At 63.7% G+C, this 23,493-nt stretch carries 21 protein-coding genes; 11 read left to right on the forward strand and 10 right to left on the reverse strand.

Annotated elements, in window-relative coordinates:
* The coding region (gene arfB / locus QZ964_RS10645) for an alternative ribosome rescue aminoacyl-tRNA hydrolase ArfB (RefSeq protein ID WP_292531546.1) at positions 1–288 on the reverse strand (288 nt) is incomplete at its 3' end.
* Positions 289–437: 149 nt separating this feature from the next.
* The gene (locus QZ964_RS10650; protein ID WP_292531548.1) at positions 438–1,649 is read right to left on the reverse strand and encodes a bifunctional 2-C-methyl-D-erythritol 4-phosphate cytidylyltransferase/2-C-methyl-D-erythritol 2,4-cyclodiphosphate synthase; all 1,212 of its coding nucleotides are present in this window, start codon (positions 1,647–1,649) and stop codon (positions 438–440) included.
* A 98-nt stretch (positions 1,650–1,747) separates the two neighbouring features.
* Here QZ964_RS10650 and dusB point away from each other — a divergent pair, with 98 nt between their 5' ends.
* The 7 genes from dusB (at position 1,748) to hflX (ending at position 11,035) form a co-directional block, all read left to right on the forward strand.
* Positions 1,748–2,785, forward strand: a complete 1,038-nt coding sequence (dusB, locus tag QZ964_RS10655) for a tRNA dihydrouridine synthase DusB (protein ID WP_292531550.1) — start codon at positions 1,748–1,750, stop codon at positions 2,783–2,785.
* Positions 2,782–3,951 carry an ATP-binding protein gene (locus tag QZ964_RS10660; protein WP_292531552.1) on the forward strand — a complete coding sequence of 390 codons (1,170 nt, stop codon included), beginning with the start codon at positions 2,782–2,784 and terminating at the stop codon, positions 3,949–3,951. Before dusB ends, QZ964_RS10660 begins: the two co-directional genes overlap by 4 nt.
* Positions 3,952–3,979: 28 nt before the next feature.
* Positions 3,980–5,446 carry a nitrogen regulation protein NR(I) gene (gene ntrC, locus QZ964_RS10665; RefSeq protein WP_292531554.1) on the forward strand — a complete coding sequence of 489 codons (1,467 nt, stop codon included), beginning with the start codon at positions 3,980–3,982 and terminating at the stop codon, positions 5,444–5,446.
* 54 nt (positions 5,447–5,500) lie between these two features.
* Positions 5,501–7,789, forward strand: a complete 2,289-nt coding sequence (locus tag QZ964_RS10670) for a PAS domain-containing sensor histidine kinase (protein WP_292531556.1) — start codon at positions 5,501–5,503, stop codon at positions 7,787–7,789.
* Positions 7,789–9,156 carry a sigma-54 dependent transcriptional regulator gene (locus tag QZ964_RS10675; RefSeq protein ID WP_292531558.1) on the forward strand — a complete coding sequence of 456 codons (1,368 nt, stop codon included), beginning with the start codon at positions 7,789–7,791 and terminating at the stop codon, positions 9,154–9,156. Before QZ964_RS10670 ends, QZ964_RS10675 begins: the two co-directional genes overlap by 1 nt.
* 228 nt (positions 9,157–9,384) lie before the next feature.
* Entirely contained in the window at positions 9,385–9,648 is a 264-nt protein-coding gene (hfq, locus tag QZ964_RS10680) for an RNA chaperone Hfq (RefSeq protein ID WP_292531605.1), read from the forward strand.
* 4 nt (positions 9,649–9,652) lie between these two features.
* Positions 9,653–11,035 carry a GTPase HflX gene (hflX, locus tag QZ964_RS10685; RefSeq protein ID WP_292531560.1) on the forward strand — a complete coding sequence of 461 codons (1,383 nt, stop codon included), beginning with the start codon at positions 9,653–9,655 and terminating at the stop codon, positions 11,033–11,035.
* Positions 11,036–11,082: 47 nt separating this feature from the next.
* Here the strand turns inward: hflX and mazG are convergent, their stop codons facing one another.
* From mazG to QZ964_RS10705, 4 genes are all read right to left on the reverse strand, one after another.
* Positions 11,083–11,907 (reverse strand): nucleoside triphosphate pyrophosphohydrolase, encoded by an 825-nt coding sequence (gene mazG / locus QZ964_RS10690; RefSeq protein WP_292531562.1) that lies wholly within the window; start codon positions 11,905–11,907, stop codon positions 11,083–11,085.
* Positions 11,908–11,975: 68 nt separating this feature from the next.
* The gene (locus QZ964_RS10695; RefSeq protein ID WP_292531564.1) at positions 11,976–12,644 is read right to left on the reverse strand and encodes a cold-shock protein; all 669 of its coding nucleotides are present in this window, start codon (positions 12,642–12,644) and stop codon (positions 11,976–11,978) included.
* A 510-nt stretch (positions 12,645–13,154) separates the two neighbouring features.
* Positions 13,155–13,949, reverse strand: coding sequence for an MBL fold metallo-hydrolase (locus QZ964_RS10700; RefSeq protein WP_292531566.1), 795 nt, complete (start codon positions 13,947–13,949; stop codon positions 13,155–13,157).
* Positions 13,946–14,737 (reverse strand): TatD family hydrolase, encoded by a 792-nt coding sequence (locus tag QZ964_RS10705; protein WP_292531569.1) that lies wholly within the window; start codon positions 14,735–14,737, stop codon positions 13,946–13,948. Before QZ964_RS10705 ends, QZ964_RS10700 begins: the two co-directional genes overlap by 4 nt.
* A 244-nt stretch (positions 14,738–14,981) precedes the next feature.
* Between QZ964_RS10705 and QZ964_RS10710 the strand changes: the two genes are divergently transcribed.
* From QZ964_RS10710 to QZ964_RS10720, 3 genes are all read left to right on the forward strand, one after another.
* On the forward strand, positions 14,982–15,245 hold the full coding sequence (locus QZ964_RS10710) for a hypothetical protein (protein WP_292531570.1): 264 nt from the start codon (positions 14,982–14,984) through the stop codon (positions 15,243–15,245).
* The gene (locus QZ964_RS10715; RefSeq protein WP_292531573.1) at positions 15,242–16,384 is read left to right on the forward strand and encodes a CapA family protein; all 1,143 of its coding nucleotides are present in this window, start codon (positions 15,242–15,244) and stop codon (positions 16,382–16,384) included. The genes QZ964_RS10710 and QZ964_RS10715 overlap by 4 nt, the downstream gene beginning before the upstream one ends.
* Positions 16,385–16,458: 74 nt before the next feature.
* Complete coding sequence (locus QZ964_RS10720; RefSeq protein WP_292531575.1) at positions 16,459–16,827, forward strand: VOC family protein; 369 nt, start codon at positions 16,459–16,461, stop codon at positions 16,825–16,827.
* A 111-nt stretch (positions 16,828–16,938) separates the two neighbouring features.
* Here QZ964_RS10720 and QZ964_RS10725 read toward each other — a convergent pair whose 3' ends face one another.
* The gene (locus tag QZ964_RS10725) at positions 16,939–17,430 is read right to left on the reverse strand and encodes a hypothetical protein (protein ID WP_292531577.1); all 492 of its coding nucleotides are present in this window, start codon (positions 17,428–17,430) and stop codon (positions 16,939–16,941) included.
* A 374-nt stretch (positions 17,431–17,804) separates the two neighbouring features.
* Positions 17,805–19,364 (reverse strand): methionine--tRNA ligase, encoded by a 1,560-nt coding sequence (gene metG / locus QZ964_RS10730; protein WP_367119268.1) that lies wholly within the window; start codon positions 19,362–19,364, stop codon positions 17,805–17,807.
* A gap of 280 nt (positions 19,365–19,644) precedes the next feature.
* Here metG and QZ964_RS10735 point away from each other — a divergent pair, with 280 nt between their 5' ends.
* Positions 19,645–19,887, forward strand: a complete 243-nt coding sequence (locus QZ964_RS10735; protein ID WP_292531579.1) for a hypothetical protein — start codon at positions 19,645–19,647, stop codon at positions 19,885–19,887.
* Between the two features lie 16 nt (positions 19,888–19,903).
* On the opposite strand, the gene QZ964_RS10740 is transcribed toward QZ964_RS10735, so the two are convergent.
* Both QZ964_RS10740 and gyrA read right to left on the reverse strand, forming a co-directional pair.
* Complete coding sequence (locus QZ964_RS10740; RefSeq protein WP_292531581.1) at positions 19,904–20,677, reverse strand: SDR family oxidoreductase; 774 nt, start codon at positions 20,675–20,677, stop codon at positions 19,904–19,906.
* Between the two features lie 34 nt (positions 20,678–20,711).
* Positions 20,712–23,441 (reverse strand): DNA gyrase subunit A, encoded by a 2,730-nt coding sequence (gene gyrA, locus QZ964_RS10745; protein ID WP_292531583.1) that lies wholly within the window; start codon positions 23,439–23,441, stop codon positions 20,712–20,714.
* Between the last annotated feature and the right edge of the window lie 52 nt (positions 23,442–23,493).

A 23,493-nucleotide genomic window follows, 5' to 3' on the forward strand; every position in this document is an offset into this window, starting at 1 on the left:
TATGAGTTCGATGAGGCGTTCGAGCGCGTCGGCGCGGTTGCGCTCCTGCGTGCGATAGCGCCGCGCCTCGATCAGGAGGACGCCCTCCTTGGTGAGGCGCCGGCCGGAGAGTCGCGCGAGCCGCGCCTTCACGTCATCGGCGAGACTCGGCGAATTGCAGATGTCGAAACGCAGCCGCACGGCAGTTTCGACCTTTTGCACATTCTGGCCGCCGGGCCCCGAGGCGCGCGCGAATTCCTCCACGATCTCGGAATCGTCGAGCGCAATTCGATGTGTGACGCGGATCATGGCTGACCTCAGCTTTGCTGAACCGGCCTTATAGCAGGTCGCGCGCGCCCCAACGGTCGTTGCGTCGCGCGCAGCTCGTCGCCGCCAGCGCTGTTCTAGTTTCCCTATCCTGCGCGAAGGGTCCGCGTCGGATATGACACGTCAGACTCTCACGGCAGCCTTACCGTCGCGATCGCCAGCGCCGCCATGCCCTCGCCTCTGCCGGTAAAGCCGAGCCTCTCCGTCGTCGTCGCCTTGATCGCGACGCGCCCGATGTCGGCGCCCATGGTCTCCGCCAGTTTTTCCCGAATGCGTTCGCGGTGCGGGCCGATCTTTGGCGCTTCGCAAATGATCGTGGCGTCGACATGGGCGATGGCGCCGCCGCGCGCCCGCACCAGTTCGCAGGCGCGCGCCAGAAAGATCGACGACGCGGCGCCCTTCCACTGCGAATCGGAGGGCGGAAAATGCGCGCCGATGTCGCCTTCGGCGAGGGCGCCGAGAATGGCGTCGGTGATCGCATGGGACAGCACGTCGGCGTCGGAATGGCCGGAAAGGCCATGCGTATGGGGGATCGCGACGCCGCCGAGCCAGACTGCGTCGCCCGGTCCGAAGGCATGGACGTCATAGCCCTGGCCCGTGCGGATGTCCGGCAGGTCCGCGAACGCGGTTTGCTTTACGAGCTCCATGGCGCGGGCGAAGTCCTGTTGCGTCGTGAGTTTGAAATTGGCGGCGTCGCCGTCGAAAATATGCACCTTCGCCCCGGCGGCCTCGGCGATCATGGCGTCGTCGGTATAGTCGCGCCCGCCCGCCGCCGCGGCGCGATGCGCCTTCAAGATGAGATCAAAGCGGAACGCCTGCGGCGTTTGCACGGCGCGAAGCCGTGCGCGCTCAGGCGTCGCCACCACCGTCCCGGCGTCGTCGATCTCCTTGATCGTATCGGCGAGCGCCACGCCGGGCGCGGCGGCGCCATAGGCCTTGGCCGCCTCGACCGCACGCGCCACGAGCGTGGCGTCGGCAAAGGGACGCGCGGCGTCATGGATCAGCACGATGTCAGGGGCGCCCTCGGTCGCGAGCGCCTCGAGGCCGTTCCTGACGCTGTCCTGCCTTGTCGCGCCGCCAAAGGCCGGCGCCAGAAGGCGCGCCTGATCGGGCGGCGAGAGCTCCGCCGCGCTCGCGGCATAATAGTCGAGGTCGTCGCGATGGATGACGACTTTAAGCGCGGCCTGAGGCGCCGCCACGCGCAGCCCGTGAAGCGTTCGGGCGAGAAGGGTCTGTCCGGCGATCGGTCGATATTGTTTCGGCGGCCCATCGCCGGCGCGCGCGCCGCGGCCGCCGGCGACGACGAGAATGGCGATGGATGGATGGTCCGGAGCGGCGCTCATGGCCGCTCTCTGTCGTTTTTCGCCTTCGCCGTCAAATGCCGGCGGTCAGCAAATGCTATGTTGCAAGTGCGAAGAGAACTGCTTATGATGTGGGCAAGATGGCTACTGCCAAAAATTTGGGCGTTGGCCTTGCGCCTTCGCCCCTGAGCATTGGCGGGCTCGCGTTGACCGGCCATGCGCTCCTCGCGCCGATGGCCGGCGTAACCGATCCGACCATGCGTCGCATCGCTTCCCGCCTTGGGGCTTCGGCGACGGTGAGCGAGATGGTGACGGCGGCGGGCGTCGCCCGCGGCGACCGCGAAACGTCGATGCGTCTTGCGCGCGCCGGCGAGGGCCCCCGGGTCATTCAGATCGCCGCGCGCGAGCCGGAAGAAATGGCGGCCGCCGCGCGAAGCGCTGAAGCCGCCGGGGCTGACTGGATCGACATCAACATGGGCTGTCCTTGCAAGCGTGTCACCGGAGGTCTGGCGGGCGCCGCGCTGATGCGCGATCTCGATCAGGCGGCCCGGCTCATCTCAGCAGCCCGCGAGGCAATATGCGTGCCGCTCAGCGTCAAAATGCGCTTGGGATGGGACGATTCGAACCGCAACGCCGCCGATCTGGCGCAGCGGGCTGAGGCCGAAGGCGCCGCGATGATCACCGTGCATGGCCGCACCCGGCAGCAATTCTATTCGGGCCGGGCCGACTGGCGGGCGATCGCTGCAGTGAAGGCTTCCGTGCGAATTCCGGTGATCGCCAATGGCGATTGCGCCGGCGAAGACGACGCGGCTGAGATGATCGAGAAATCCCGCGCCGACGGGGTCATGATCGGGCGAGCGGCGATGGGCCAGCCCTGGATCGTTGGCGACATCGCCCATTTTTTGAAGACCGGCAAGCGACGGGCTCCGCCGACTGCGGCGCAGCGCGCCGAAATCGCGCGCGAACATTTGGAAGGCCTGGTTCGTTCAATGGGCGCGTCCGCCGGTCTGAGGCACGCGCGCAAGCATCTTGCCGCCTATGTCGACCGCTTAGGGAGACCGACGGAGAGCAATGCGCGTCGCGCGCTCGTCACGACAGATTCGATCGATGAGGCGGGGCGGCTGACCGAGCGGATCTTTCTCATGGGACATTTCACAGAGCAGGGGGCTGCGGCATGAGCATTACCGATCGTCCCCGCCGGAATGGCGCGCATTGCGGCTATGAGCCGCTCAAGATCATAAATGAGGCCGGTCGATCCTGCATGCTCGAGGCCTTGCCGAACCCGATACTGACGGTCGCCCGCGACGGCGTCATCGAGGACGCCAACGGCGCCGCCGAGGCGTTTTTTGAGCTCGGCAAGCCGCTGCTCATCGGCCAGTCGCTCGATCGGCTGCTGCCGTTCGGATCGCCGCTAACCGCGCTCATCGACCAGGTGCGCGAGCGCGGCGCGACGATCAACGAATACAAGATCGATCTTGGCCGGCCCGGCCAGGACGTCGACCGACGGGTCGACGTTCACTGCGCGCCGCTTCCCGAGGGCGACGGGCTCGTGCTTGTGATGCTCCAGGAGCGAACAATTGCCGATAAAATAGACAGACAATTGACGCATCGCGGCGCTGTTCGCTCGGTTTCGGGGCTCGCCTCGATGTTGGCGCATGAAATCAAAAATCCGCTGTCCGGCATTCGCGGCGCGGCGCAGCTGCTCGAATCCTCGCTCAGCGACCAGGATCGCGCGCTGACACGCCTCATTTGCGACGAAACCGACCGGATTGTGCGTCTTGTCGACAGGATGGAGGTTTTTTCCGACGCGCGTCCGCTGCAGCGGGAGCAGGTCAACATCCATTCGGTGCTCGACCATGTAAAGCGCGTCGCGCAAAGCGGATTCGCGCGCAATATCCGCTTCATCGAGAACTACGATCCTTCGCTGCCGGCGGTTTCCGCCAACCGCGACCAACTGGTGCAGGCCTTTCTCAATCTGGTGAAGAACGCGGCCGAGGCGGTCGGCGAGGCCGTCGATGGCGAGATCGAACTCTCGACCGCGTTCCGGCCCGGCGTCAGCCTGCGCGCAATGGGCGAGAAAAGCCCCATCGGACTGCCGCTCGAATTTTGCGTGCGCGACAATGGACCCGGCGTTCCCGAGGACATTGCGGCGCATCTCTTTGATCCCTTTGTGACGACGAAATCGACGGGAACTGGCCTCGGACTTGCACTGGTTGCGAAGATCGTCAACGACCACGGCGGCATCGTGGAGTGTGAGTCGCTCCACAGACGCACGACGTTTCGCGTGCTGATGCCGATGTACAGAGCGAAACGGCCAGAACAACGTGAGGAACAGCGTGCATGACATCTCGCAGGGGCGGGAGAACCGATCAATGACGCGTGGAGAAATTCTAGTCGCTGACGACGACGCTTCGATCCGTACTGTCGTCGCCCAAGCCCTGTCGCGCGCAGGCTACGAGGTGCGCACAACCGGCGCGGCGGCGACGCTGTGGCGCTGGGTGCAGTCGGGCGAGGGCGACCTCGTCGTCACCGACGTCGTGATGCCCGACGAGAACGCCTTCGAACTTCTGCCGCGCATCAAGAAGCTTCGTCCCGAGTTGCCGATCATCGTCATGAGCGCGCAGAACACCTTCATGACCGCCATCCGGGCGTCGGAGCGGGGCGCCTATGACTATCTGCCGAAGCCCTTCGACCTGAAGGAGCTGGTCGGCATCGTCGGGCGCGCCATGGCCGAGCCGCGCAAGCATCCCGAAGACAATGGCCATGAAGAAATCGAGGGGATGCCGCTCGTCGGCCGCTCCCAGGCGATGCAGGAAATCTATCGCTCGCTGGCGCGGTTGATGCAGACCGATCTGACGGTGATGATCAACGGCGAGTCCGGGACCGGCAAGGAGCTCGTCGCCCGCGCCCTGCATGACTATGGCAAGCGCAAGAAGGGCCCTTTCGTCGCCGTCAATATGGCGGCGATCCCGCGCGATCTGATCGAGAGCGAGCTCTTCGGCCATGAGAAAGGCGCCTTCACCGGCGCCAACCAGCGATCGGCGGGCCGCTTCGAACAGGCCGAGGGCGGCACGCTGTTTCTGGACGAAATCGGCGATATGCCGATGGAGGCGCAGACGCGGCTGCTGCGGGTGCTGCAGCAGGGCGAATATACGACCGTGGGCGGGCGCACGCCGATCAAGACCAATGTCCGGATCATCGCCGCGACCAACAAGGATCTGCGCATCCTCATCCAGCAGGGCCTCTTTCGCGAGGACCTCTATTTCCGGCTCAACGTGGTGCCGCTTCGGCTGCCGCCGCTGCGCGAACGCGCCGAGGACATCCCCGACCTCGTCCATCACTTCTTCAAGGTGGCGGCGAGCGAAGGGCTGCCGCAAAAATATATCGAGCAGCCGGCGCTCGACCGGATGAAGAAATACCGCTGGCCTGGCAACATCCGCGAGCTTGAGAATCTCATCCGTCGGCTCGCCGCCCTGCATCCGCAGGAAGTCATTTCCGACCAGCTCGTCGAAGCGGAGCTCGAACATGAGATCCGCCAGGCCGAGCCCGAGAAGACCGCGTCTTCCGCCGCGTCGCAGGAATCGTCCGACGGACAGACGCTTTCGACCTCGGTCGAATTGCACCTCGCCAAGCTGTTTCGCGATTATGGCGACCAATTGCCGCCGCCCGGCCTCTATCACCGCATCATTCGCGAGATAGAAATTCCGCTCGTGTCCGCCGCGCTCGCCGCGACCCGCGGCAACCAGATCAAGGCCGCGGAATTGCTTGGGCTCAACCGCAACACGCTGCGCAAGAAGGTCAACGATCTCGACATCAGATTGATGCGCTCGCCCAGGTAGCGGCTTACCAGAGGTTCAATTGCAAGCGGCGCGGGCGGAGCCTATACAGGCGCCATGGCCCTGACCGGAGATTCGGCTTCTCCGCCAAAGGCGAAAGGCAGGTCGCCGTTTCGCAGCTGGTTCGGACCGATCATCGTGATCGGCGCCGTCGGCTGCGCTTTGGCCACGTTTCTGGTCATCGCGGAATTCGGCGCGATTTCGCCGACCGACGACCGCGTGCTGCCGCTGCTTGTCGTCAACGGCGTCTTCGTCGGCGTCTTGCTCGCGATGGTGCTGGTCAAGGCGTGGCGCCTTTACCGGGTCTGGCGGCGCGGCGAGGCGGCGGCGCGCCTGCATGTGCGCACGGTCGGCTTTTTCTCCGTCATCGCCTTGATTCCGGCGATTCTGTTGGCGGTAGCCGGCTCTTTGACGCTGGAGCGCGTGCTCAACCCCGCCTTCATGTCGAGCGTCAAGGTCTTCGTGCACAATACCGCCGAAGCCGCGGCCGTTTTTCGTGAGAGCCAGTGTCGGGCGTTGCTGCAGGAAGCGCAGCTCACCGCCTCGGATCTCGATCGGGCCAGCATCCTTTACAATTCCGACCGGCCTTATTTCCACCAGATATTCCAGTCGCGGGCGTATTTCCTGGGCTTTTCGGTCGCCGCCCTGGTGAAAACCAACGGCGAGATTCTCGACCGGATCGACGTGGCGCAGAATGCCGCCTCGATCATCATCGCTCCGCCCAAGTCCGACTTCGAGGATGCGCGGCGCGGCGAGCCGCTGTGCCTCGTGATCGATGACGGCAAGAGCTTCGTGGCGTTGCGCGCGCTCAGCGCCTTTCAGGACACATTCCTATACGTCACCCGGCCGATCGACCCAATCGCAGTGGAATTCCCCAAACAGGCTCAAAGCTTGATCAGCAGCTACGACGCCTTCGACGGCTATCGCGCCGCCGTGCAGCGGGCGTTCGTGCTGATGTACGCTTTCCTGACGACGATCATGTTGCTGTCGTCCATCTGGTTTGGACTCGACTTCGCCGACCGTCTGGTGACGCCTATCCGCGACCTGATCGCCGCGACTGATGAAGTGTCGGCGGGCAATCTCGACGTCCACGTCGATGTCGACAAGCAGCACGGCGAATTGGCGCGCCTTGGCGACGTCTTCAACAATATGACGACCGAGCTCAATCTTCAGCAAAGCCGGTTAATCGAAGCCAATCGGATCAATGACGAACGGCGCGAATTCACCGAGGCCGTGCTCTCCGGCGTCCCGGTGGCGGTGATGGGCGTGGATTCGGAAAGCGTCGTCACCATTTTGAACCGTTCGGCCGAGGAACTGTCGCTCGCGGGCGCCAAGGGGCAGGCGACGGTCGGAGCCTCCGTGGGGTCGGTCCTGCCGGAAATCGTCCCGATCTTGAAGGACGCGGCTGAGGTCTTCCCGCGCGCCGTGCAAAGCCAGATCACCATCAAGCGCGGCGTCGCCGAGCGCACCTTGAATGTGCGGGTCACCTCGGCCCGCGCCGACGCCGGACATCACAATTTTGTGGTGACGCTCGACGACATCACCGACCTCGTGATGGCGCAGCGCACCTCCGCATGGGCGGACGTCGCGCGGCGAATCGCGCACGAGATCAAAAATCCGCTGACGCCGATCCAGCTTTCGGCGGAAAGGCTGCGCCGCAAATACGGCAAGGTGATCCAGGAGGATCGCGACATATTCGATCAATGCACGGATACGATCGTGCGCCAGGTCGACGACATCAAACGTATGGTCGACGAGTTTTCATCCTTCGCGCGTATGCCCAAGGCGCGCCCGGAGCGCGACGATCTCAACGAATGCATTCGGCAGGTCGCGTTTCTCATGCGCGTCGGCAACGCCGATCTCGACATCATCGAAGAATTGCCGGCGACGCCGGTCATCGCGCAGTTCGATCGCCGCTTGCTGTCGCAGGCGCTCACCAATATCGTAAAGAACGCCGTCGAAGGCGTCGTCGCACGCGAAGGACAAGACGCTCAGGAAAAGGGACGAATCGAAATCAATTTGGATGTGCGCGATCACATGGCGGAAATCGACGTCATCGATAATGGTAAGGGCTTCCCGGCGATGAACCGGCAGCGCCTGCTCGAACCTTACATGACGACGCGATCGGACGGCACCGGTCTCGGCCTGCCGATCGTCGCCAAGATCATCGAGGATCATGGAGGCCGGCTGGAGTTACTTGACGCGCCGTCCGGCCGGGGCGCTTGTGTCAGGCTCATCGTGCCGCTCGCCGCGGAGACGTCCTCGAAAGAAGAGTCGCGCGCGGCGAGCGTCGGGGCCGACAGCGCGCCCGCGCAAGCAAGCGATGCGGGGCAGAGCGGGGTATAATGGCCACCGATATTTTGATTGTCGACGATGAAGAGGACATCCGAGAGCTCGTCGCCGGAATTCTGAAAGACGAGGGGCATGGGGTCCGAACCGCCAAGGACTCCGACGAAGCGCTCGCCGCCATCGCCGGCCGCCGACCGCACCTCGTATTTCTCGATATCTGGTTGCAGGGGTCTCGGCTCGACGGGCTCCAGGTGCTCGAACAGGTGCAGAAGCAGCACAAGGGCTTGCCCGTGGTCATGATCTCCGGCCACGGCAATATCGAAACCGCGGTCAGCGCCATCAAAATCGGCGCTTATGACTTCATCGAAAAGCCCTTCAAGGCCGACCGGCTGGTGCTCGTCGCGGAACGCGCGCTCGAAGCCTATCAGCTGCGCCGCGAAATTTCCGCCTTGCGTCAACGGGCAGGGGCGTTCGATCGCATCGTCGGCGATTCCCCGGCGGCGCATCAACTGCAGCAGCTCATTGGCCGCGTCGCTCCCGTGAACTCGCGCGTGCTGATCACCGGCGCGCCCGGCACCGGCAAGGAACTCGCCGCCCGCTGCATCCACGAGGCTTCGACTCGCGTCGGGGGACCGTTCGTCGTCATCAATTCTGCGACGATCACCCCAGAGAATATGGAGATCGAGCTCTTCGGACGCGAAGGCGCGGACGGCGAGCGCAAGATCGGCGCGCTCGAGGAGGCGCATGGCGGTACCCTGTTCCTCGACGAAATCGCCGACATGCCGAAGGACACCCAGGCGAAAATCCTGCGCGTGCTGGTCGATCAGACGTTCCAGCGGGTCGGCGGATCGAACAAGGTTGAGGTCGACGTGCGCGTCATCTCGTCTTCGGCGCGCGATCTCGCGTCGGCGATCGAAGAGGGAACGCTGCGCGAAGATCTGTTCCACCGGCTCGCTGTGGTGCCGATCCGGGTTCCTTCGCTAGCCGAACGGCGCGAGGACATTCCGGCGCTCATCGACTATTTCATGGAGAACATGTCGCTTGCGTCCGGCATGCCGCGCCGGCTGATTTCCGAAGACGCGCTGGCGGTCCTGCAGTTGCACGATTGGCCGGGCAACATCCGTCAGTTGAAGAACAACGTCGAGCGCCTGATGATCCTCACATCGGGCGAACCTGGTGCGACGATCACCGCCGAAATGCTTCCCGCCGACGTCGGGGAACTTGTGCCGGCGACTCCCGCCGGCGTGCGCGGCGAAAAATTGATGAGCCTGCCGCTCAGAGAGGCGCGGGAAGTGTTCGAACGTGAATACCTGATCGCGCAACTCAACCGCTTTTCCGGGAATATTTCCCGAACGGCGGAGTTCATCGGGATGGAGCGCTCGGCCTTACACCGAAAGCTTAAGTCGCTCTCTGTAGAGTCCTAAAATCAATGACATATGACAACTATTTGATGTAATGCATCGGCCGTGATCGTTGCCGCCGTCGAGACCTGTTCAACAATAAGCTGGAGGATTGCCGGCGCCATCGGCCTGGGTTGCGCCTTGCGCTTCGCGATTTGAAAGGCTCTAATGAACCCGGCGGCGAAAAAAGAAGAACGATCCCTCGGGGGCGGCGTCAATTCCGCTCGGCTAAAAAACAGAACAGGACAGCCGATGTCGTCAGAGCGTTCGCAGAATCTGCAAGATACATTTTTGAATTTCGTCCGGAAGAACAAAGTCCCGCTCACCATCTTCCTCGTCAATGGCGTCAAGCTCCAGGGAATTGTCACCTGGTTCGATAATTTCTGCCTGTTGCTGCGCAGAGACGGCCATTCTCAGCTCGTCTACAAGCACGCCATCTCGACGATCATGCCAGGACACCCCATACAAATGTTTGAGCCGGGCGAGGAAGAGGCGCAGGCTGACAAGCAGCGGTAGGCGATTGAGGACGGAAAGCGAAGCATCGAACGGCGCGACGGCAAACGGCGCCGGAGCCCGCGCATTGGTCATTGGACCCTATCTGGCGGCCCGAGGCGGGGCCGCGCATGCGCGCGACCCGACGGCGCGACTTGCCGAAGCGGTGGGGCTCGCGCAGGCGATCGACCTCGATGTCGTCGGACAGTCGGCCCTTTCGCTCAACGACGTCCGGCCGGCGACTTATCTTGGAAAGGGCAAGGTCGAAGAGATCGCGGAAATCGTCAAGGCGAAGGAAGCTGCCCTCGTCAGCATGGATTGCCAGCTCTCGCCCGTGCAGCAGCGCAATCTGGAAAAGGCGTGGGACGCCAAGGTCATCGACAGGACCGGGCTCATTCTCGAAATCTTCGGCGAGCGCGCACGCACCAAGGAAGGCGCGCTGCAGGTGGAGCTCGCCCATCTCGCCTATCAGAAATCGCGACTCGTGCGCTCCTGGACCCATCTCGAACGCCAGCGCGGCGGTTTCGGCTTTCTCGGCGGCCCCGGCGAAACCCAGATCGAGACGGATCGGCGCTTGATCGAGGAACGGATGCGCCGCATCGAGCACGATCTCGACAAGGTGAAGCGCACCCGCGCCCTGCACCGCAAGACCCGGCGCGAGGTTCCCTATCCCGTGGTCGCGCTCGTCGGCTACACCAATGCCGGAAAGTCGACGCTTTTCAATCGACTGACCAAGGCTGAGGTGCTCGCTCAGGACATGCTGTTCGCGACTCTCGATCCCACGTTGCGCCAGATTAAGCTGCCGCATGGCGCGCGCATCTTGCTCTCCGATACGGTGGGATTCATTTCGGATCTGCCGACGATGCTGGTCTCGGCCTTTCGGGCGACCCTCGAAGAAGTGACGCTCGCCGACGTGGTGCTCCATATTCGCGACGTATCGCATGAAGATTGGGAGGCTCAGGCGCGAGACGTTGAGGCGATCCTCGACGAGCTCGGCCTCAAAGGCCGAGCCGAGGGCCGAATTCTCGAAGTCTGGAACAAGATCGACGCGCTTGACCCGGCGCGACTATCGGCGCTGCAGCTCGCCGCGCGCGGAATCGAACCACAGCGACGGCCGACGCTCGTGTCGGCGTTGACCGGTGAGCGGCTCGACGAACTGCTGGCGCGGATCGAATCCACGCTGGCCGCGGGGCGCGTCCGCTTCGAGCTGGACCTGGACGCCGCCGACGGCGCGGGCCTCGCCTGGCTTCACGCCCATACCGAGGTGCTCAAACGCGAAGCCCTGCCTCAGGGCGGCGTCCATCTTGTCGTTCGTGTCGATCCGGAGCGCTCGGATGGTCTCGCGCGGCGCTTTCCGCAAGCCGAACTCATCCGCGAAGCTGGCTCGCGCCCTAGGCGGGCGGCGTCTTAGATCACGCTGCGAAACTGTAGACCCGGCATTTTTGCAAAGCGGGCTCTTTATATCTTTGACTTGCGCTCGGAATCCTTGGCCTCAACCCAAAGCGCTTCCATCTCGTCGAGAGACGCCGCTTGAGGCGAACGCCCTATCTCGCTAAGCCGTCTCTCGATATGGCGGAAGCGCCGCTCGAATTTGGCGTTGGCGCTACGCAGCGCCTGCTCGGGATCAACCTTGGCGTGGCGCGCAAGATTAACGACGACAAACAGCAGATCGCCGATCTCTTCTTCGAGCGCCGGCGAAGCGCTTGCGCCGGGGAGCGCGAGTTCCGCGGCGACCTCCTCGGTTTCCTCGCGAATCTTATCGAGAACATGCTGCGCGTCGTCCCAGTCGAACCCCACTGCGGACGCCTTTTCCTGCAGCTTCAGCGCACGGGTGAGGGCGGGCAGGGCGAGCGGCGCGCCGTCAAGCAAACTGGCCGGCGGCGCGCCGCGCTTCGCCGCCTTCTCGCGCGCTTTGATGTCGTTCCATTGCGCGGTCACGCCGTCGGCGTCGAGCGATTGGCCGCCACCGAAAACGTGAGGATGCCGGCGAATGAGCTTGTCGCAGATCGCGTCGACAACGTCCTTGAAGATGAAAGCGTTTTGCTCCTGCGCCATCCTCGCATGGAACACGACCTGGAGCAGGAGATCGCCCAACTCGTCCTTGAGGTCGGCAAGATCGTTACGCTCGATGGCGTCGGCGACCTCATAGGCCTCCTCGATCGTGTAGGGCGCGATCGAATGGAAATCCTGTTCGAGATCCCACGGACAGCCGCTGCCTGGCGTACGCAACGCCGCCATGATTTCGATCAGTCGATCGACATCGCCATGCGGACCGCGCGACATGGGGACTCCATAAAAAAACGCCGCGGCCCTCGCAGAGGATCGCGGCGCTTCGATTTACCCGATGAGGCTCAATCCAGGATGATGGACAGCGCTTCTCTGCCTTTCGCCGTGTCGACGACCTGCATGGTGACGGGCTGTCCCTCGGCGAGACGGTTCACGCCCGACGGGCCCAGAATCGAAATGTGGACGAAAACGTCCTTGCCGCCGTCGTTCGACTGGACGAAGCCGAAGCCCTTGGTCTCATCGAACCATTTGACCTTTCCGGAGACGGGCACCGCAGTCGACGGATCGGGCGCCTGGCGACGGGGCCGGGGGCTGTCGAAGCCGCCGCCACCACCGCTGCGCGGCGGCGGCGGCGCGCGCTCGGCGGCGCCGGCAAGATCGACCTCTAGAATGCGCGCAACCTGCTGGCCCTTCACTGAGCTCGTGACTTGGACCTGCAATTTCGCGCCGGGCGGCAATGCGTCATATCCAGCCGCCTGAACGGCGCCGATATGAAGGAAGGCGTCGCCGGTGCCATTGCCAAGCTCAACGAAGCCGAAGCCCTTGTCGGGCTTGAACCACTTCACGATGGCGTCGACGGCGGGCTCATTTGACATCGGCGGCGGCGCGTCTGGGAATCCGCCGCCAAATGGCGAACGCGGCGGCCGGCTCGGTCGCTGCGAATCATAGCTATACGGGGCGTCGTCATCAAAACCGCGTTTGCGGGGGCCCCGAAAGTCTCTACCCTTGCTCATGTCTACCTGCTCGTCTCCGCCAAAAACGGCAAGACTGCTATGCCAACCGTAGTGCGCCCAGGCGTTTCCCTTCGGGCCGCAAAAAACGCGCCCGTTCGGAAACGACGATGATGTGCCTCTTGAATGCCATATAGTCCCGCGCAGCGAGCTTTTTACCAGAACTCCGCCCCGGAAGGCCAGCGAATTCCTCGGGCTGATCCAAAAATCCGAACAGCCGCCATGCTTTGACAGCCGCCGGCCAATTCCTTGACCGGCAGGAATGTTTGCGTTTGCAGGACCTTAGATGAGCAGCACGCGAAAATTATGACGCTGCGACGGCGGCGCGCTTGCCGCAATGTCTCACGGGACGCAACTGTAGCGGAGGGCTCGTCGCTGTCGACGGCCGTCGTCAGTGCTGAAAACGTCCAGCGAAGCAGGAGACGAAGGCGGCGGGAGACCAAAACCTCCATCCGCGATTCGCATAATCGATATTATGGAACTTAACTGCGCCCATAGAGGCGCCCGCGACGGTCAGACCTCCAGCGTCATGCCGTCAAACGCCGGCGTGACATTTTCCGGCAGCGTCGCGACAAGTGCGTCGTAATCCAAATCGACGTGGAGATCGGTCAGCACCGCGCGCTTTGGCTTGAACTGCGCAATGAAGTCCAGCGCCTGGCTTAGGGAAAGATGCGTGCCGTGCCGCTGATGGCGCAGCGCGTCGATGATCCACAGATCGAGCCCTTCGAGATATCGCGCGCTCTCGGGCGGAATGGCGTGAAGGTCCGGCGTATAGGCCACATCGTCGAAGCGAAAGCCGAGCGCGTCCATGTCGCCATGGTCGAGGCGGAACGGCGTCGCGACGATCGCGCCGCCGGGTCCGTCGACCGTCACCGCGCGCCCGAGATGCAGCCGATGTTCGGTCATCAGCGGCGGATAGAAACTGCCCGGCGGCGTCTTGAAGATATAGTCGAACTTCTTGGCGAATGCTTGCGACGTCGGATCGTCCATAAAGGCCGGGATGCGCAGTCCGCTCATAATCACCAGGCCCCGCACGTCGTCGACGCCATGGGTGTGGTCGGCGTGCGGATGGGTATAGAGGACCGCGTCCAGCCGCTGGACGTTTGCGTCGATAAGCTGCTCGCGGAGATCGGGACCAGTGTCGACGAGCACCTGCGTCGCCGCGTCGGCGGGCCCGCGCGCGACGAGAATCGAGCAGCGCCGCCGCCGGTTCTTCGGATTATTCGGATCGCACTTCCCCCAGCCCTGCCCGACGCGCGGTACGCCGCCTGAAGAGCCGCAGCCAAGAATCCTGATTCTGAGACTCACGCGGCGTCATCCAGTGGCGGCATTTTGGAAAAAAGCCGCAGCGCATTTTCGGTTGTGGCGATCGCAAGTTCGGCGGCGCTGATCCCCTTGATCTCTGCGAGCGCGCGCGCGGTGTCGACCACAAAGGCCGGCTCATTGCGCTTGCCGCGATGGGGCGTCGGCGCGAGAAAGGGCGCGTCGGTTTCAACCAGCATCCGCTCCAGTGGCACGCTGCGGGCGATCTCGCGCAGATATTCCGCGTTCTTGAAGGTCACGACGCCGGAAAAGGAAATATAGAGGCCGAGCTCCAGCGCCGTTTGCGCGAGCGCGGGCCCGCTGGTGAAGCAATGGAGCAGGGCGGGGAAAGCCCCCTTCCCCATCTCGTCCTTCAGGACCGCGGCGCAGTCTTCGTCGGCGTCACGCGTATGAATGACCAGCGGCAGACCGGTTTCGCGAGCGGCTTGGACGTGAATCCGGAAAATGCGCTGCGCCACGTCGCGCGGCGCATGATCATAGTGATAATCGAGCCCCGCTTCGCCCAGTCCGACGCATTTTGGATGCTGCGACAGCGCCACAAGCGCCTCGACCGTTGGCTCGGCTTCTTCATGCGCATGATGCGGATGCGTCCCCACGGTGCAAAAAACATCCGGATAGGCTTCGGCGACAGAACTCACCTGACCAAAACGCGACAGATGCGTCGAAATCGTAATCATCCTGCCGACGCCGCGCGCCTTTGCGCGAGCGATCGTCTCCGCGAGTTCGGGCGCGAAATCGGGAAAATCCAGGTGGCAGTGGGTGTCGATCAGCATCAGACTCTGTCAAGAATAGGCAGCATCTTATGGGCCGGACGCAGTCGTTTTCCTGCCGCTCCGGGGCCTGCTGATGCGCTGGGGCCAATATTGCAATATGGCTTGCTCGGCGGAAAACACAAAATATCCGGCGCCAGCTCCTTCGCCGTTCAGAGACGCGGCGCTATATTTTTTGTGGCCATGTAGAGTGATCCGCTCGCTGTCTCGCTCAGGCGGGACGTTTTATGGATCAGGGAGGAAATCGTTGACGCAATCTTCAGCGCAGGGCGGCGACGGCCGTCCGTTGGCGACGATCAAGGACGTGATCGACGTGCTCGGCGAGATCGACGACGCGACGCTGTCGGCGATCATGGATTTACGTCCGACGATTGCTGACGTCGAGGAGGCGTCGATGTGGATGTCGGGCGATCGGGACGTGTTCGGCGCCGGCGCGCCGCTTAAGGATGTGGCCGGCGAAATCGTTTCGCTTCTCGGCGACGACGAAGAGGACCTTCCACCCAAGCTATGAGCAACGCCGCGCCTAGCGACGGCGCTCAGGCCGTCAGGCTGTTCCTGTGCGGCGACGTGATGATCGGACGGGGCGTCGACCAGATTCTTCCCTCGCCCTGCCCGCCGAAGCTCTATGAGGAATATGTTTCGTCGGCCGAAGAATATGTTCGCTTGGCCGAAGCCGCGTCGGGCCCGATTCCGCGGCCGGTCGATTTCTCCTACGTCTGGGGCGACGCGCTGGCCGAGCTTCGCGACTATGCGCCCGACGCCCGCATCGTCAATCTCGAAACGAGCGTGACGCGCAGCGAGACGGCAGAACCCAAGGCGATCAACTATCGCGTCAGTCCGCAGAACGCCGAATGTTTGCGCGCCGCAGGAATCGATTGCTGCGCGCTCGCCAACAATCATGTTCTCGATTGGGGGCCGTACGGCCTCATTGAGACGCTCGAAACGCTCGAGCGTCTGGGCGTCGCTTTCGCCGGCGCGGGACGCAGGATCGATGACGCGCGGCGGCCGGCGATCCTGGACATCCCTCGAAAGGGACGGGTCGTCGTGCTGTCCTTCGCCCTGCCCGAGAGCGGAACGCCCTTCGACTGGGCGGCGACGCCCGCCTCGCCCGGCGTCAACCTTCTTCCCGACCTGTCCCCGGAAAGCGCCGACTTCGCCTGCGAGATGGCGAGAAACGCCGTACAGCCGCACGACATTCTGGTCGTTTCGATCCATTGGGGCTCGAACTGGGGCTATCGCGTTTCAAGCGCCCAGAGACAATTCGCGCATCGGCTGATCGAAGACGCGGGCGCATCGGTCATCCACGGTCATTCGTCACATCATGCGAAGGGATTGGAGGTCCATCGCAACCGCTTGATCCTCTATGGCTGTGGCGACTTCATCAACGACTACGAGGGCATCAGCGGCTACGAAAGCTATCGCGGCGATCTTTCGCTGATATATTTCGCGGATATTGATGCCGCGAGCGGCGATCTCCTGCATCTTCGATTGGTCCCGCTGCAGATGCGGCGCATGCGCCTCGAACGGGCGTCGAGCGCCGATGCGGAATGGCTCGCGCATACGCTTGATCGCGAAAGCGCGCCGTTCAGCGCGCGCGTCACGCGCCAGGCGGATCGCGTTCTGTCAGCCTCCTGGTCTGGCGGCGAATGAAGCCGCGACGCTCGTGACAGCTTCGGCCGGACTTCCTATCTGGAGTCCGACAGCAGACAGGCGGAGCTTGATCGATGGCCATTATCCTTAACCACACCATCGTGCCGGCGCGCGACAACGACGCCGCTGCGCGCTGGTTCGCGCGAATTTTCGGATTGCGTTACGACGGCGCCAAGGGCCATTTCGCGCCGGTGAAAGTCAATGACGCGCTGACGCTGCTGTTCGACAAGGACGACGCCTTTGGCGTCGGCCACTATGCTTTCCATGTCAGCGACGATGAATTCGACGAGATTTTCGGGCGCGTGAAGGACGAAGGCGTGGCCTATGGAAGTGCGCCGGGTCGATTTACGAATGGCCAGCTCAACGACTGGAACGGCGGCCGCGGCGTCTATTTTAAGAGCCCGGACGGCCACGTGCTGGAGTTGATGACCGCGCCGCAGTAGCGCTTTGGCGCTAAGCGATCGACACTCATTTTCAAAGCGCAAGCGTGCGCTCGCCGCAGACCCCTGCCCGGCTCGGGCGGCTAATCTGCGGCGAGAGCAGCGACGAGCTTACTACTGCGCGGGCGGCGGTTCGGCCGCGGGCTCGGCGGGCGTCGCCGGCTTCGGCTTGGGTTTCGGCTTCGGCTTCGGCTTAGGCTTGGGCTTCGGAGCGGGCTCCGAGGCGGCCGGCTCCGGCGGTGCGGCGGGCGCGACCTCCTGCTGAACCGGCGGCGGCGGCGGCGTCTCAGTTACTGCCGGAGCGGGCGGAGGCGCAGCCGCAGGCGCGCTCTCCTGAACAGTTGGCGTCTCGACGGCCGTCGGCTGGTCGGCCGGGGGCGTCTCCGGCGCCGGAGCGGCCGAGACGTCCGGTTGCGCCGGCGCCTCTGGCTCTGCCGGCGCTTCGGTCGGCGCGGCCTCCTCAGATGGAGCCGCAGGTTTGAACCGGCCCTCGATCGCCGCTTTCAAATTGGCGACGCCTTCGGTCGGCGCCGCGTAGATGCCCAATCCAAAACCGATCGCGCCGGAGATGACCGCCGTCAGGATCGTCGAAATACCACGCGCCATTCCGTGAGTTCCTCTGTGAGAAAAGAGACGTCTTGAGATACGACACAACGAAGGCGAACGTTGCTGCGCGAACTCGATCGAGCGGCGCGACGGGCGGCTCCTTACAAGTGAAGCCCCGAGACGACATAGTCGCACGTCAGGACTTTGACCCGCAAGCCCACAAAGACCAACGCCAATTATGTCGCCGCGTCCCCATTTGAAACGCCTGATTGTGGTGAGCGCGTGGCGAAAGCATGGGGCGCCCGGAGTCGCTTCAGGCGGCAGGCGGATCCGCTGGTCGGCGGCCGGAATGAGCGCCAGTCCGAATCAAAACGTGATCTGGAAGTCGCCGAAGCGCGTCGCCCCTCTAACGCGAATGCTGATCCCACATCGTGTCAGGAGGCCTCGTCCTCCACGAACCGCGGGAACGCCGGCGTCGGCGGCGGCAGCGGCGCGCCCTCCTGGAGGGCGTACTCCTCGCCGGCGTGCGCGAAGTCCCGCTCGTCCGGGCCGACGTCCAGGAGATCGAGAACCTTGCCGGCGGAATCGGGCATGAACGGCTGCAGGGGAATCGCCAGCCGGCGCAGGGTCTCGGCGGTAACGTAGAGAACGGTCTCCATGCGCGCCGGATCGGTCTTTTTCTTCGCCCACGGCTGCTCCGCGGCGAAGTAGCGGTTGGCCTCTGCGACGACGCGGAAAATTTCCGCGAGCGCCTGATGTGGCGCGTAATCCTCCATCGCCGCTCGCGCCTTCGCCAGCGCGTTCGCCGCCAGCGCCAGAATCTCCCTGTCGGCGTCGGCGACTGCGTGTTTACGCGGTACGGCGCCCATACAATTCTTGGCGATCATCGACAGCGAACGCTGCGCGAGATTGCCGAGGTCATTGGCGAGATCGGCGTTGATGCGGTTGACGATCGCTTCATGCGAATAGCTGCCGTCCTGGCCGAAAGGAATTTCGCGCAGCAGGAAATAGCGCAGCTGATCGACGCCATAGCGCTCGGCGAGGTCGATCGGATCGACGACGTTGCCGAGCGACTTCGACATTTTCTCGCCGCGCGAGAACAGGAAGCCGTGCACGACGATCTGCTTGGGCAAAGGCGCGCCCGCCGACATCAGGAACGCCGGCCAGTAGATCGCATGGAAGCGGGTGATGTCCTTGCCGATGACATGCGCGTCCGCGGGCCAGAACCTGGCTTTGCTTCCGTCTTCCGTAAGGAATCCTGTAGCTGTTACGTAGTTGGTAAGAGCATCGACCCAGACATACATCACATGCTTGGCGCTGGTGTGTGGGCTCGGCGGTATCTCGATGCCCCAGTCGAAGGTCGTGCGGGAGACCGACAGGTCGGTCAGTCCCCGCTTCACGAAGGCGACGATCTCGTTGCGGTAGTGTTCGGGCGTGATGAATTCCGGATGCGCTTCGTAGTGCGCCAACAGCCGTTCCGCATAGGCCGACAATTTGAAGAACCAGCTCTCCTCCTCCACCCATTCGACCGGCGTCCCGGTCGGCGCGAATTTCCTGCCGTCGCGCTCGGAGAGTTCGCCCTCGTCGTAATAGGCCTCGTCGCGCACCGAATACCAGCCGGCGTATTTCGACAGATAGAGATCGCCGTTCGCCTCCATGCGCCGCCAGATTTCGAGCACGGTCTCCTTGTGGCGCTCCTGCGTCGTGCGGACGATGTCGTCGGCGCGGGCGTTCAGCGCCTCGCCCATTCGGGCGAATTGCGCGGCGGTGCGGTCGGCAAGCGCCAGCGGCGTCAGCCCTTCCTTCTCGGCGGTGCGCTGCATCTTTTGCCCGTGCTCGTCCATGCCGGTAATGAACAGCACGTCGTAGCCGTCGAGCCGCTTCCACCTTGCGAAAGCGTCGGTGGCGATGCGCTCATAGGCGTGGCCGATGTGCGGGGTGCCATTCGCGTAGGGAATGGCGGTCGTGATCATATATGGGGAGCGCTCAGGCATGTTCGGATTTAGCTTGCTTCGGGCGCGCAGGTAAAGCGTCGCCTGGCGCATCCGGCTTCGCCGCGCGCCGGCGTCTTGGCGTCGCTAGGCAAACAAAGAATTCGCCGCCTCGCCTGGGGGCCCGCGTCAAAAAAAGACAATATTGGTCCATCGCAAATATTTCATGGCCGCCTGACGATTTGCTGAGAGACCGAATAGCGTTAACGAGCGCTTTAACCTCAAAGCGAACATGACTCCCTTCTTTCTCGCGCCGCGCTACATTGCTCGCGGAGAGCAGGCTATGCCCGTATCGAAGAACACGCCGAAGGATATTGCCAAGCGAGCGGCCGAGAAGCGGAGCGCTCGCACAATTGGCTGGCGGCGCGAGACCTTCACGCTGGAGCGCCTCGAGGCGCGCGCGAAGGCGCGCGAGTGGTTCGAACGCTTCCCCAAAGCCGCCTATATGACCGAGATCGAGTTCTGGCGCGAATTGGACGACGGGCGGATCGAATTCACCATCCGCCGCCTGCCGAGCGCCGACTGACCCACCGCAGACCGAGCTATTCCGGCCCCACGTCCGGGGTGCGCCAGCCGAGATGCTGGCCGCTGTCGACCGCGATCATCTGGCCGGTCACGCTCTTCGCCCGACTGAGGTAGACAACGGCGTCGACCACGCCCGAAACGTCGGCGGCGCGCTCAAGAGGCACCCCGCGCGCCTCCATCTCGAACTCCCGTTCGCCAAGCGCGGCGTTCGGAAAGACCGGGCCCGGCCCCACGGCGTTGACCCGAATGCGCGGGGCGAAGGCCTGCGCCATGGTCTGCGTCGCCGCCCAGAGCGCCGATTTCGACAGCGTATAGGTAAAGTGGCGCGGCGTCAGACGCCAGACGCGCTGGTCGAGAATATTGATGATCGCGCCATTGGCGTGCGACGGCAGCGCCGCCGCAAAGTCGCGCGACAGCAGCAACGGCGCGCGCAGATTGATCTGCATCTGCCGCTCGAACATCTCCAGCGAGAAGTCCTGCGCCGCGTCGATTTCGAAAATCGAGGCGTTGTTGACGAGAAGCCGCAGCGGACCGAAAGCGTGGGCGGCCTGCTCAACGAGGCGCTGCGTTGAGCAGGCGTCGCCAAGGTCGGCGATCGCCGTCGCCGCGCGGCCACCGCGTAGCCTGATCGCATGGGCTGCGAGCTCCGCTTCCTCCGCCGAGCGCGGAGAGGCGTGCAATACGACCGGCCGGCCTTCCCGCGCAAACCGCTCGGCGATCGCGAGTCCGATGCGGCGCGGCGCGCCGGTGACCAGCGCCGGACCGTCTGCGTCGTCGCCGCCCTGGCTCATGCGCCTACCTTACCTCATCGTTGAAAGGCTTGAATTAACTCTGGGTGTCCTCGCCGTCGCCCACATCGCCGATATGTTCGACGGAAACGACGCGCTCGTCTTCCGCCGTGTCGAAAACGATGACGCCCTGAGCGCCGCGACCAGCGATGCGGATGCCCTCGACCGGGCAGCGGATCAGCTGGCCGCCGTCGGTCACCAGCATGATCTCATCGCCGTGGCCGACCGGGAATGAGGCGATGAGCTTGCCGTTCCTGGCGTTCACCGCCATAGCGACGATGCCTTTGCCGCCACGACCGGTCGTACGATATTCGTAAGAGCTTGTACGCTTTCCGTAACCGTTCTCAGAGACGGTGAGAATGATCTGCTCGGCCGCTTGCATCTCGTAAAAGCGTGTATCCGACAGCTCGACGGCGCCCGTCGCCTCTTCGGTCTCGGTCCCCGCTTCGGGCGAAACGTCCTCGCCCATGCGCCGGCGCAGCGCATTGGCGCGTTTCAGATAGGCGGCGCGGTCTTCGCCCGCGGCGTCGAAATGACTGAGAATGGAAAGTGAGATCACCCGATCGTCAGGCCCGAGCGCCACGCCGCGCACGCCCATCGAGGTGCGCCCTTGAAAGACGCGGACTTCCGGAACCGCGAAACGGATGCATTGCCCGTCGCGCGTCGTCAGCAGCACGTCGTCGCGCTCGGTCGCGGTCGCGACGTCGACGATCGCTTCGCCTTCATCGAGCTTCATGGCGATGAGGCCGTTGCGGCGCACGTCGATGAAATCCGACAGCTTGTTGCGCCTCACCGTGCCGCTTGTCGTTGCGAAGATGACGTCGAGCGTCGCCCAGCTGTCTTCGTCCTCCGGCAACGGCATGATCGTGGTGATGCGCTCATTTTGCTCGAGCGGCAGCAGATTGACGAGCGCCTTGCCGCGCGCTTGCGGCGCCGAAAGCGGCAGCCGCCAGACCTTTTCCTTATAGGCCTTGCCGAGCGAGGAAAAGAACAGCACCGGCGTATGCGTATTGGCGACGAAGAGCCGATGGACGAAATCCTCCTCCTTCGTCTGCATGCCGGACCGGCCTTTGCCGCCGCGCCGCTGCGCGCGATAGGTCGAGAGCGGGACGCGCTTGATGTAGCCGGCGTGCGAGACGGTGACCACCATCTCTTCGCGTGCGATCAGATCCTCGTCCTCGACCGCGCCGTCGGCCTCAAGGATTTGCGTGCGGCGTGGCGTGGCGTGGGCTTCGTTCACCGCCAGGAGTTCGTCCTTGACGATGCCGAACAAACGTTCGCGCGAACGCAGAATATCAAGGTAATCGGCGATTTCGGCGGCGAGCTTGTTCAAGGCTTCGGAGATTTCCTCGCGGCCGAGCGCGGTGAGGCGTTGCAGACGCAGATCGAGAATGGCGCGCGCCTGCGCCTCCGAAAGCCGGATCGCGCCTTCTTCGCTGAGCCGGTGGCGCGGGTCGGCGATCAGTTCGACGAGCGGCGCCATGTCCTTGGCCGGCCAATCGCGCGCCATCAGCGCCTCGCGTGCCGCACCAGCGTCTGGCGAAGTGCGGATGAGGCGGATGACCTCGTCGATATTCGCCACTGCGATGGCAAGGCCGACCTGCAGATGAGCGGTGTCGCGCGCCTTGTTGAGACGGAATTTGGTGCGACGGGTAACGACCGTCTCACGAAAATCGACAAAGGCGCGCAGCACGTCGTGGAGCGTCATCAGCTCCGGGCGCCCGCCGTTCAAGGCGATCATGTTGACGGGGAAACTCGTCTGAAGCGTGGTGTGGCGCCAAAGCTGGTTCAACACGACGTCGGCGACGGCGTCGCGCTTCAGTTCGACGACGATGCGCATGCCGTCGCGATCGGACTCGTCGCGCAGATCGGCGACGCCTTCGATCTGCTTTTCCCGCACCAGGTCGGCGATACGCTCGATCAGCGCCGCCTTGTTCACCTGATAGGGAATTTCGGTGAAGATGATCGCTTCGCGATCCTTGCGCAGGGTCTCGATCTCGGACCTGGCGCGCATGATGATCGAACCGCGGCCCGTCGCGAAGGCGTTACGGATGCCGCCGCGCCCGAGGATGTTCGCAGCGGTCGGGAAATCCGGGCCCGGCACGATGTCCATCAACTCGGCGACGGTGATGTCGGGCCGGTCGATCATCGCGATGCAGGCGTCGATCACTTCGCCGAGATTGTGCGGCGGGATGTTGGTCGCCATGCCGACAGCGATGCCGCCGGCGCCATTGACCAGCAGATTGGGAAAACGCGCCGGCAGGACTGTCGGCTCGTGCTCCTTGCCGTCGTAATTGGCCTGGAAGTCGACGGTGCCTTCGTCAAGGTCTTCAAGCAGCGCGAGCGCGGGCTTTGCGAGCCGCGACTCGGTATAGCGCATCGCCGCCGGCGGATCATTGTCGACCGAACCGAAATTGCCTTGCCCATCGATGAGCGGCAGCCGCATCGAAAAGGGCTGCGCCATGCGCACGAGCGCGTCGTAGATCGCCGCGTCGCCATGGGGGTGGTATTTACCCATCACGTCGCCGACGATGCGCGCCGACTTCACATAGGCCTTGTCCGGCGTGTGTCCGTTCTCGTGCATCGAAAACAGAATGCGACGATGCACCGGCTTCAAGCCGTCGCGGACGTCCGGCAACGCGCGCGACACGATAACGCTCATCGCGTAATCGAGGTAGCTGCGCTTCATTTCGTCGGTGATCGAGACCGGCTTGATGTCGGAGCCGGGCTTGTCAGAGTCGTCTTTGTTGGTCTCGTCGTCGGCCAATTGCGCGCCAGTTCAAGGATATCGTCCGCTTCACATGTCTATAGGCGATTCG

Origin of the sequence: Methylocystis sp. (assembly GCF_021731785.1) — a bacterium.
Classification (GTDB): Bacteria; Pseudomonadota; Alphaproteobacteria; order Rhizobiales; family Beijerinckiaceae; genus Methylocystis.

Excerpts from the sequence above, each read along its gene's own strand:
- QZ964_RS10650 (WP_292531548.1), bottom strand. The coding sequence starts at position 1,649 with ATGAGCGCCGCTCCGGACCATCCATCCATCGCCATTCTCGTCGTCGCC.
- dusB (WP_292531550.1), top strand. The coding sequence starts at position 1,748 with ATGGCTACTGCCAAAAATTTGGGCGTTGGCCTTGCGCCTTCGCCCCTG.
- QZ964_RS10660 (WP_292531552.1), top strand. The coding sequence starts at position 2,782 with ATGAGCATTACCGATCGTCCCCGCCGGAATGGCGCGCATTGCGGCTAT.
- ntrC (WP_292531554.1), top strand. The coding sequence starts at position 3,980 with ATGACGCGTGGAGAAATTCTAGTCGCTGACGACGACGCTTCGATCCGT.
- QZ964_RS10670 (WP_292531556.1), top strand. The coding sequence starts at position 5,501 with ATGGCCCTGACCGGAGATTCGGCTTCTCCGCCAAAGGCGAAAGGCAGG.
- QZ964_RS10675 (WP_292531558.1), top strand. The coding sequence starts at position 7,789 with ATGGCCACCGATATTTTGATTGTCGACGATGAAGAGGACATCCGAGAG.
- hfq (WP_292531605.1), top strand. The coding sequence starts at position 9,385 with ATGTCGTCAGAGCGTTCGCAGAATCTGCAAGATACATTTTTGAATTTC.
- mazG (WP_292531562.1), bottom strand. The coding sequence starts at position 11,907 with ATGTCGCGCGGTCCGCATGGCGATGTCGATCGACTGATCGAAATCATG.
- QZ964_RS10695 (WP_292531564.1), bottom strand. The coding sequence starts at position 12,644 with ATGAGCAAGGGTAGAGACTTTCGGGGCCCCCGCAAACGCGGTTTTGAT.
- QZ964_RS10705 (WP_292531569.1), bottom strand. The coding sequence starts at position 14,737 with ATGCTGATCGACACCCACTGCCACCTGGATTTTCCCGATTTCGCGCCC.
- QZ964_RS10715 (WP_292531573.1), top strand. The coding sequence starts at position 15,242 with ATGAGCAACGCCGCGCCTAGCGACGGCGCTCAGGCCGTCAGGCTGTTC.
- QZ964_RS10720 (WP_292531575.1), top strand. The coding sequence starts at position 16,459 with ATGGCCATTATCCTTAACCACACCATCGTGCCGGCGCGCGACAACGAC.
- QZ964_RS10725 (WP_292531577.1), bottom strand. The coding sequence starts at position 17,430 with ATGGCGCGTGGTATTTCGACGATCCTGACGGCGGTCATCTCCGGCGCG.
- metG (WP_367119268.1), bottom strand. The coding sequence starts at position 19,364 with ATGCCTGAGCGCTCCCCATATATGATCACGACCGCCATTCCCTACGCG.
- QZ964_RS10735 (WP_292531579.1), top strand. The coding sequence starts at position 19,645 with ATGCCCGTATCGAAGAACACGCCGAAGGATATTGCCAAGCGAGCGGCC.
- QZ964_RS10740 (WP_292531581.1), bottom strand. The coding sequence starts at position 20,677 with ATGAGCCAGGGCGGCGACGACGCAGACGGTCCGGCGCTGGTCACCGGC.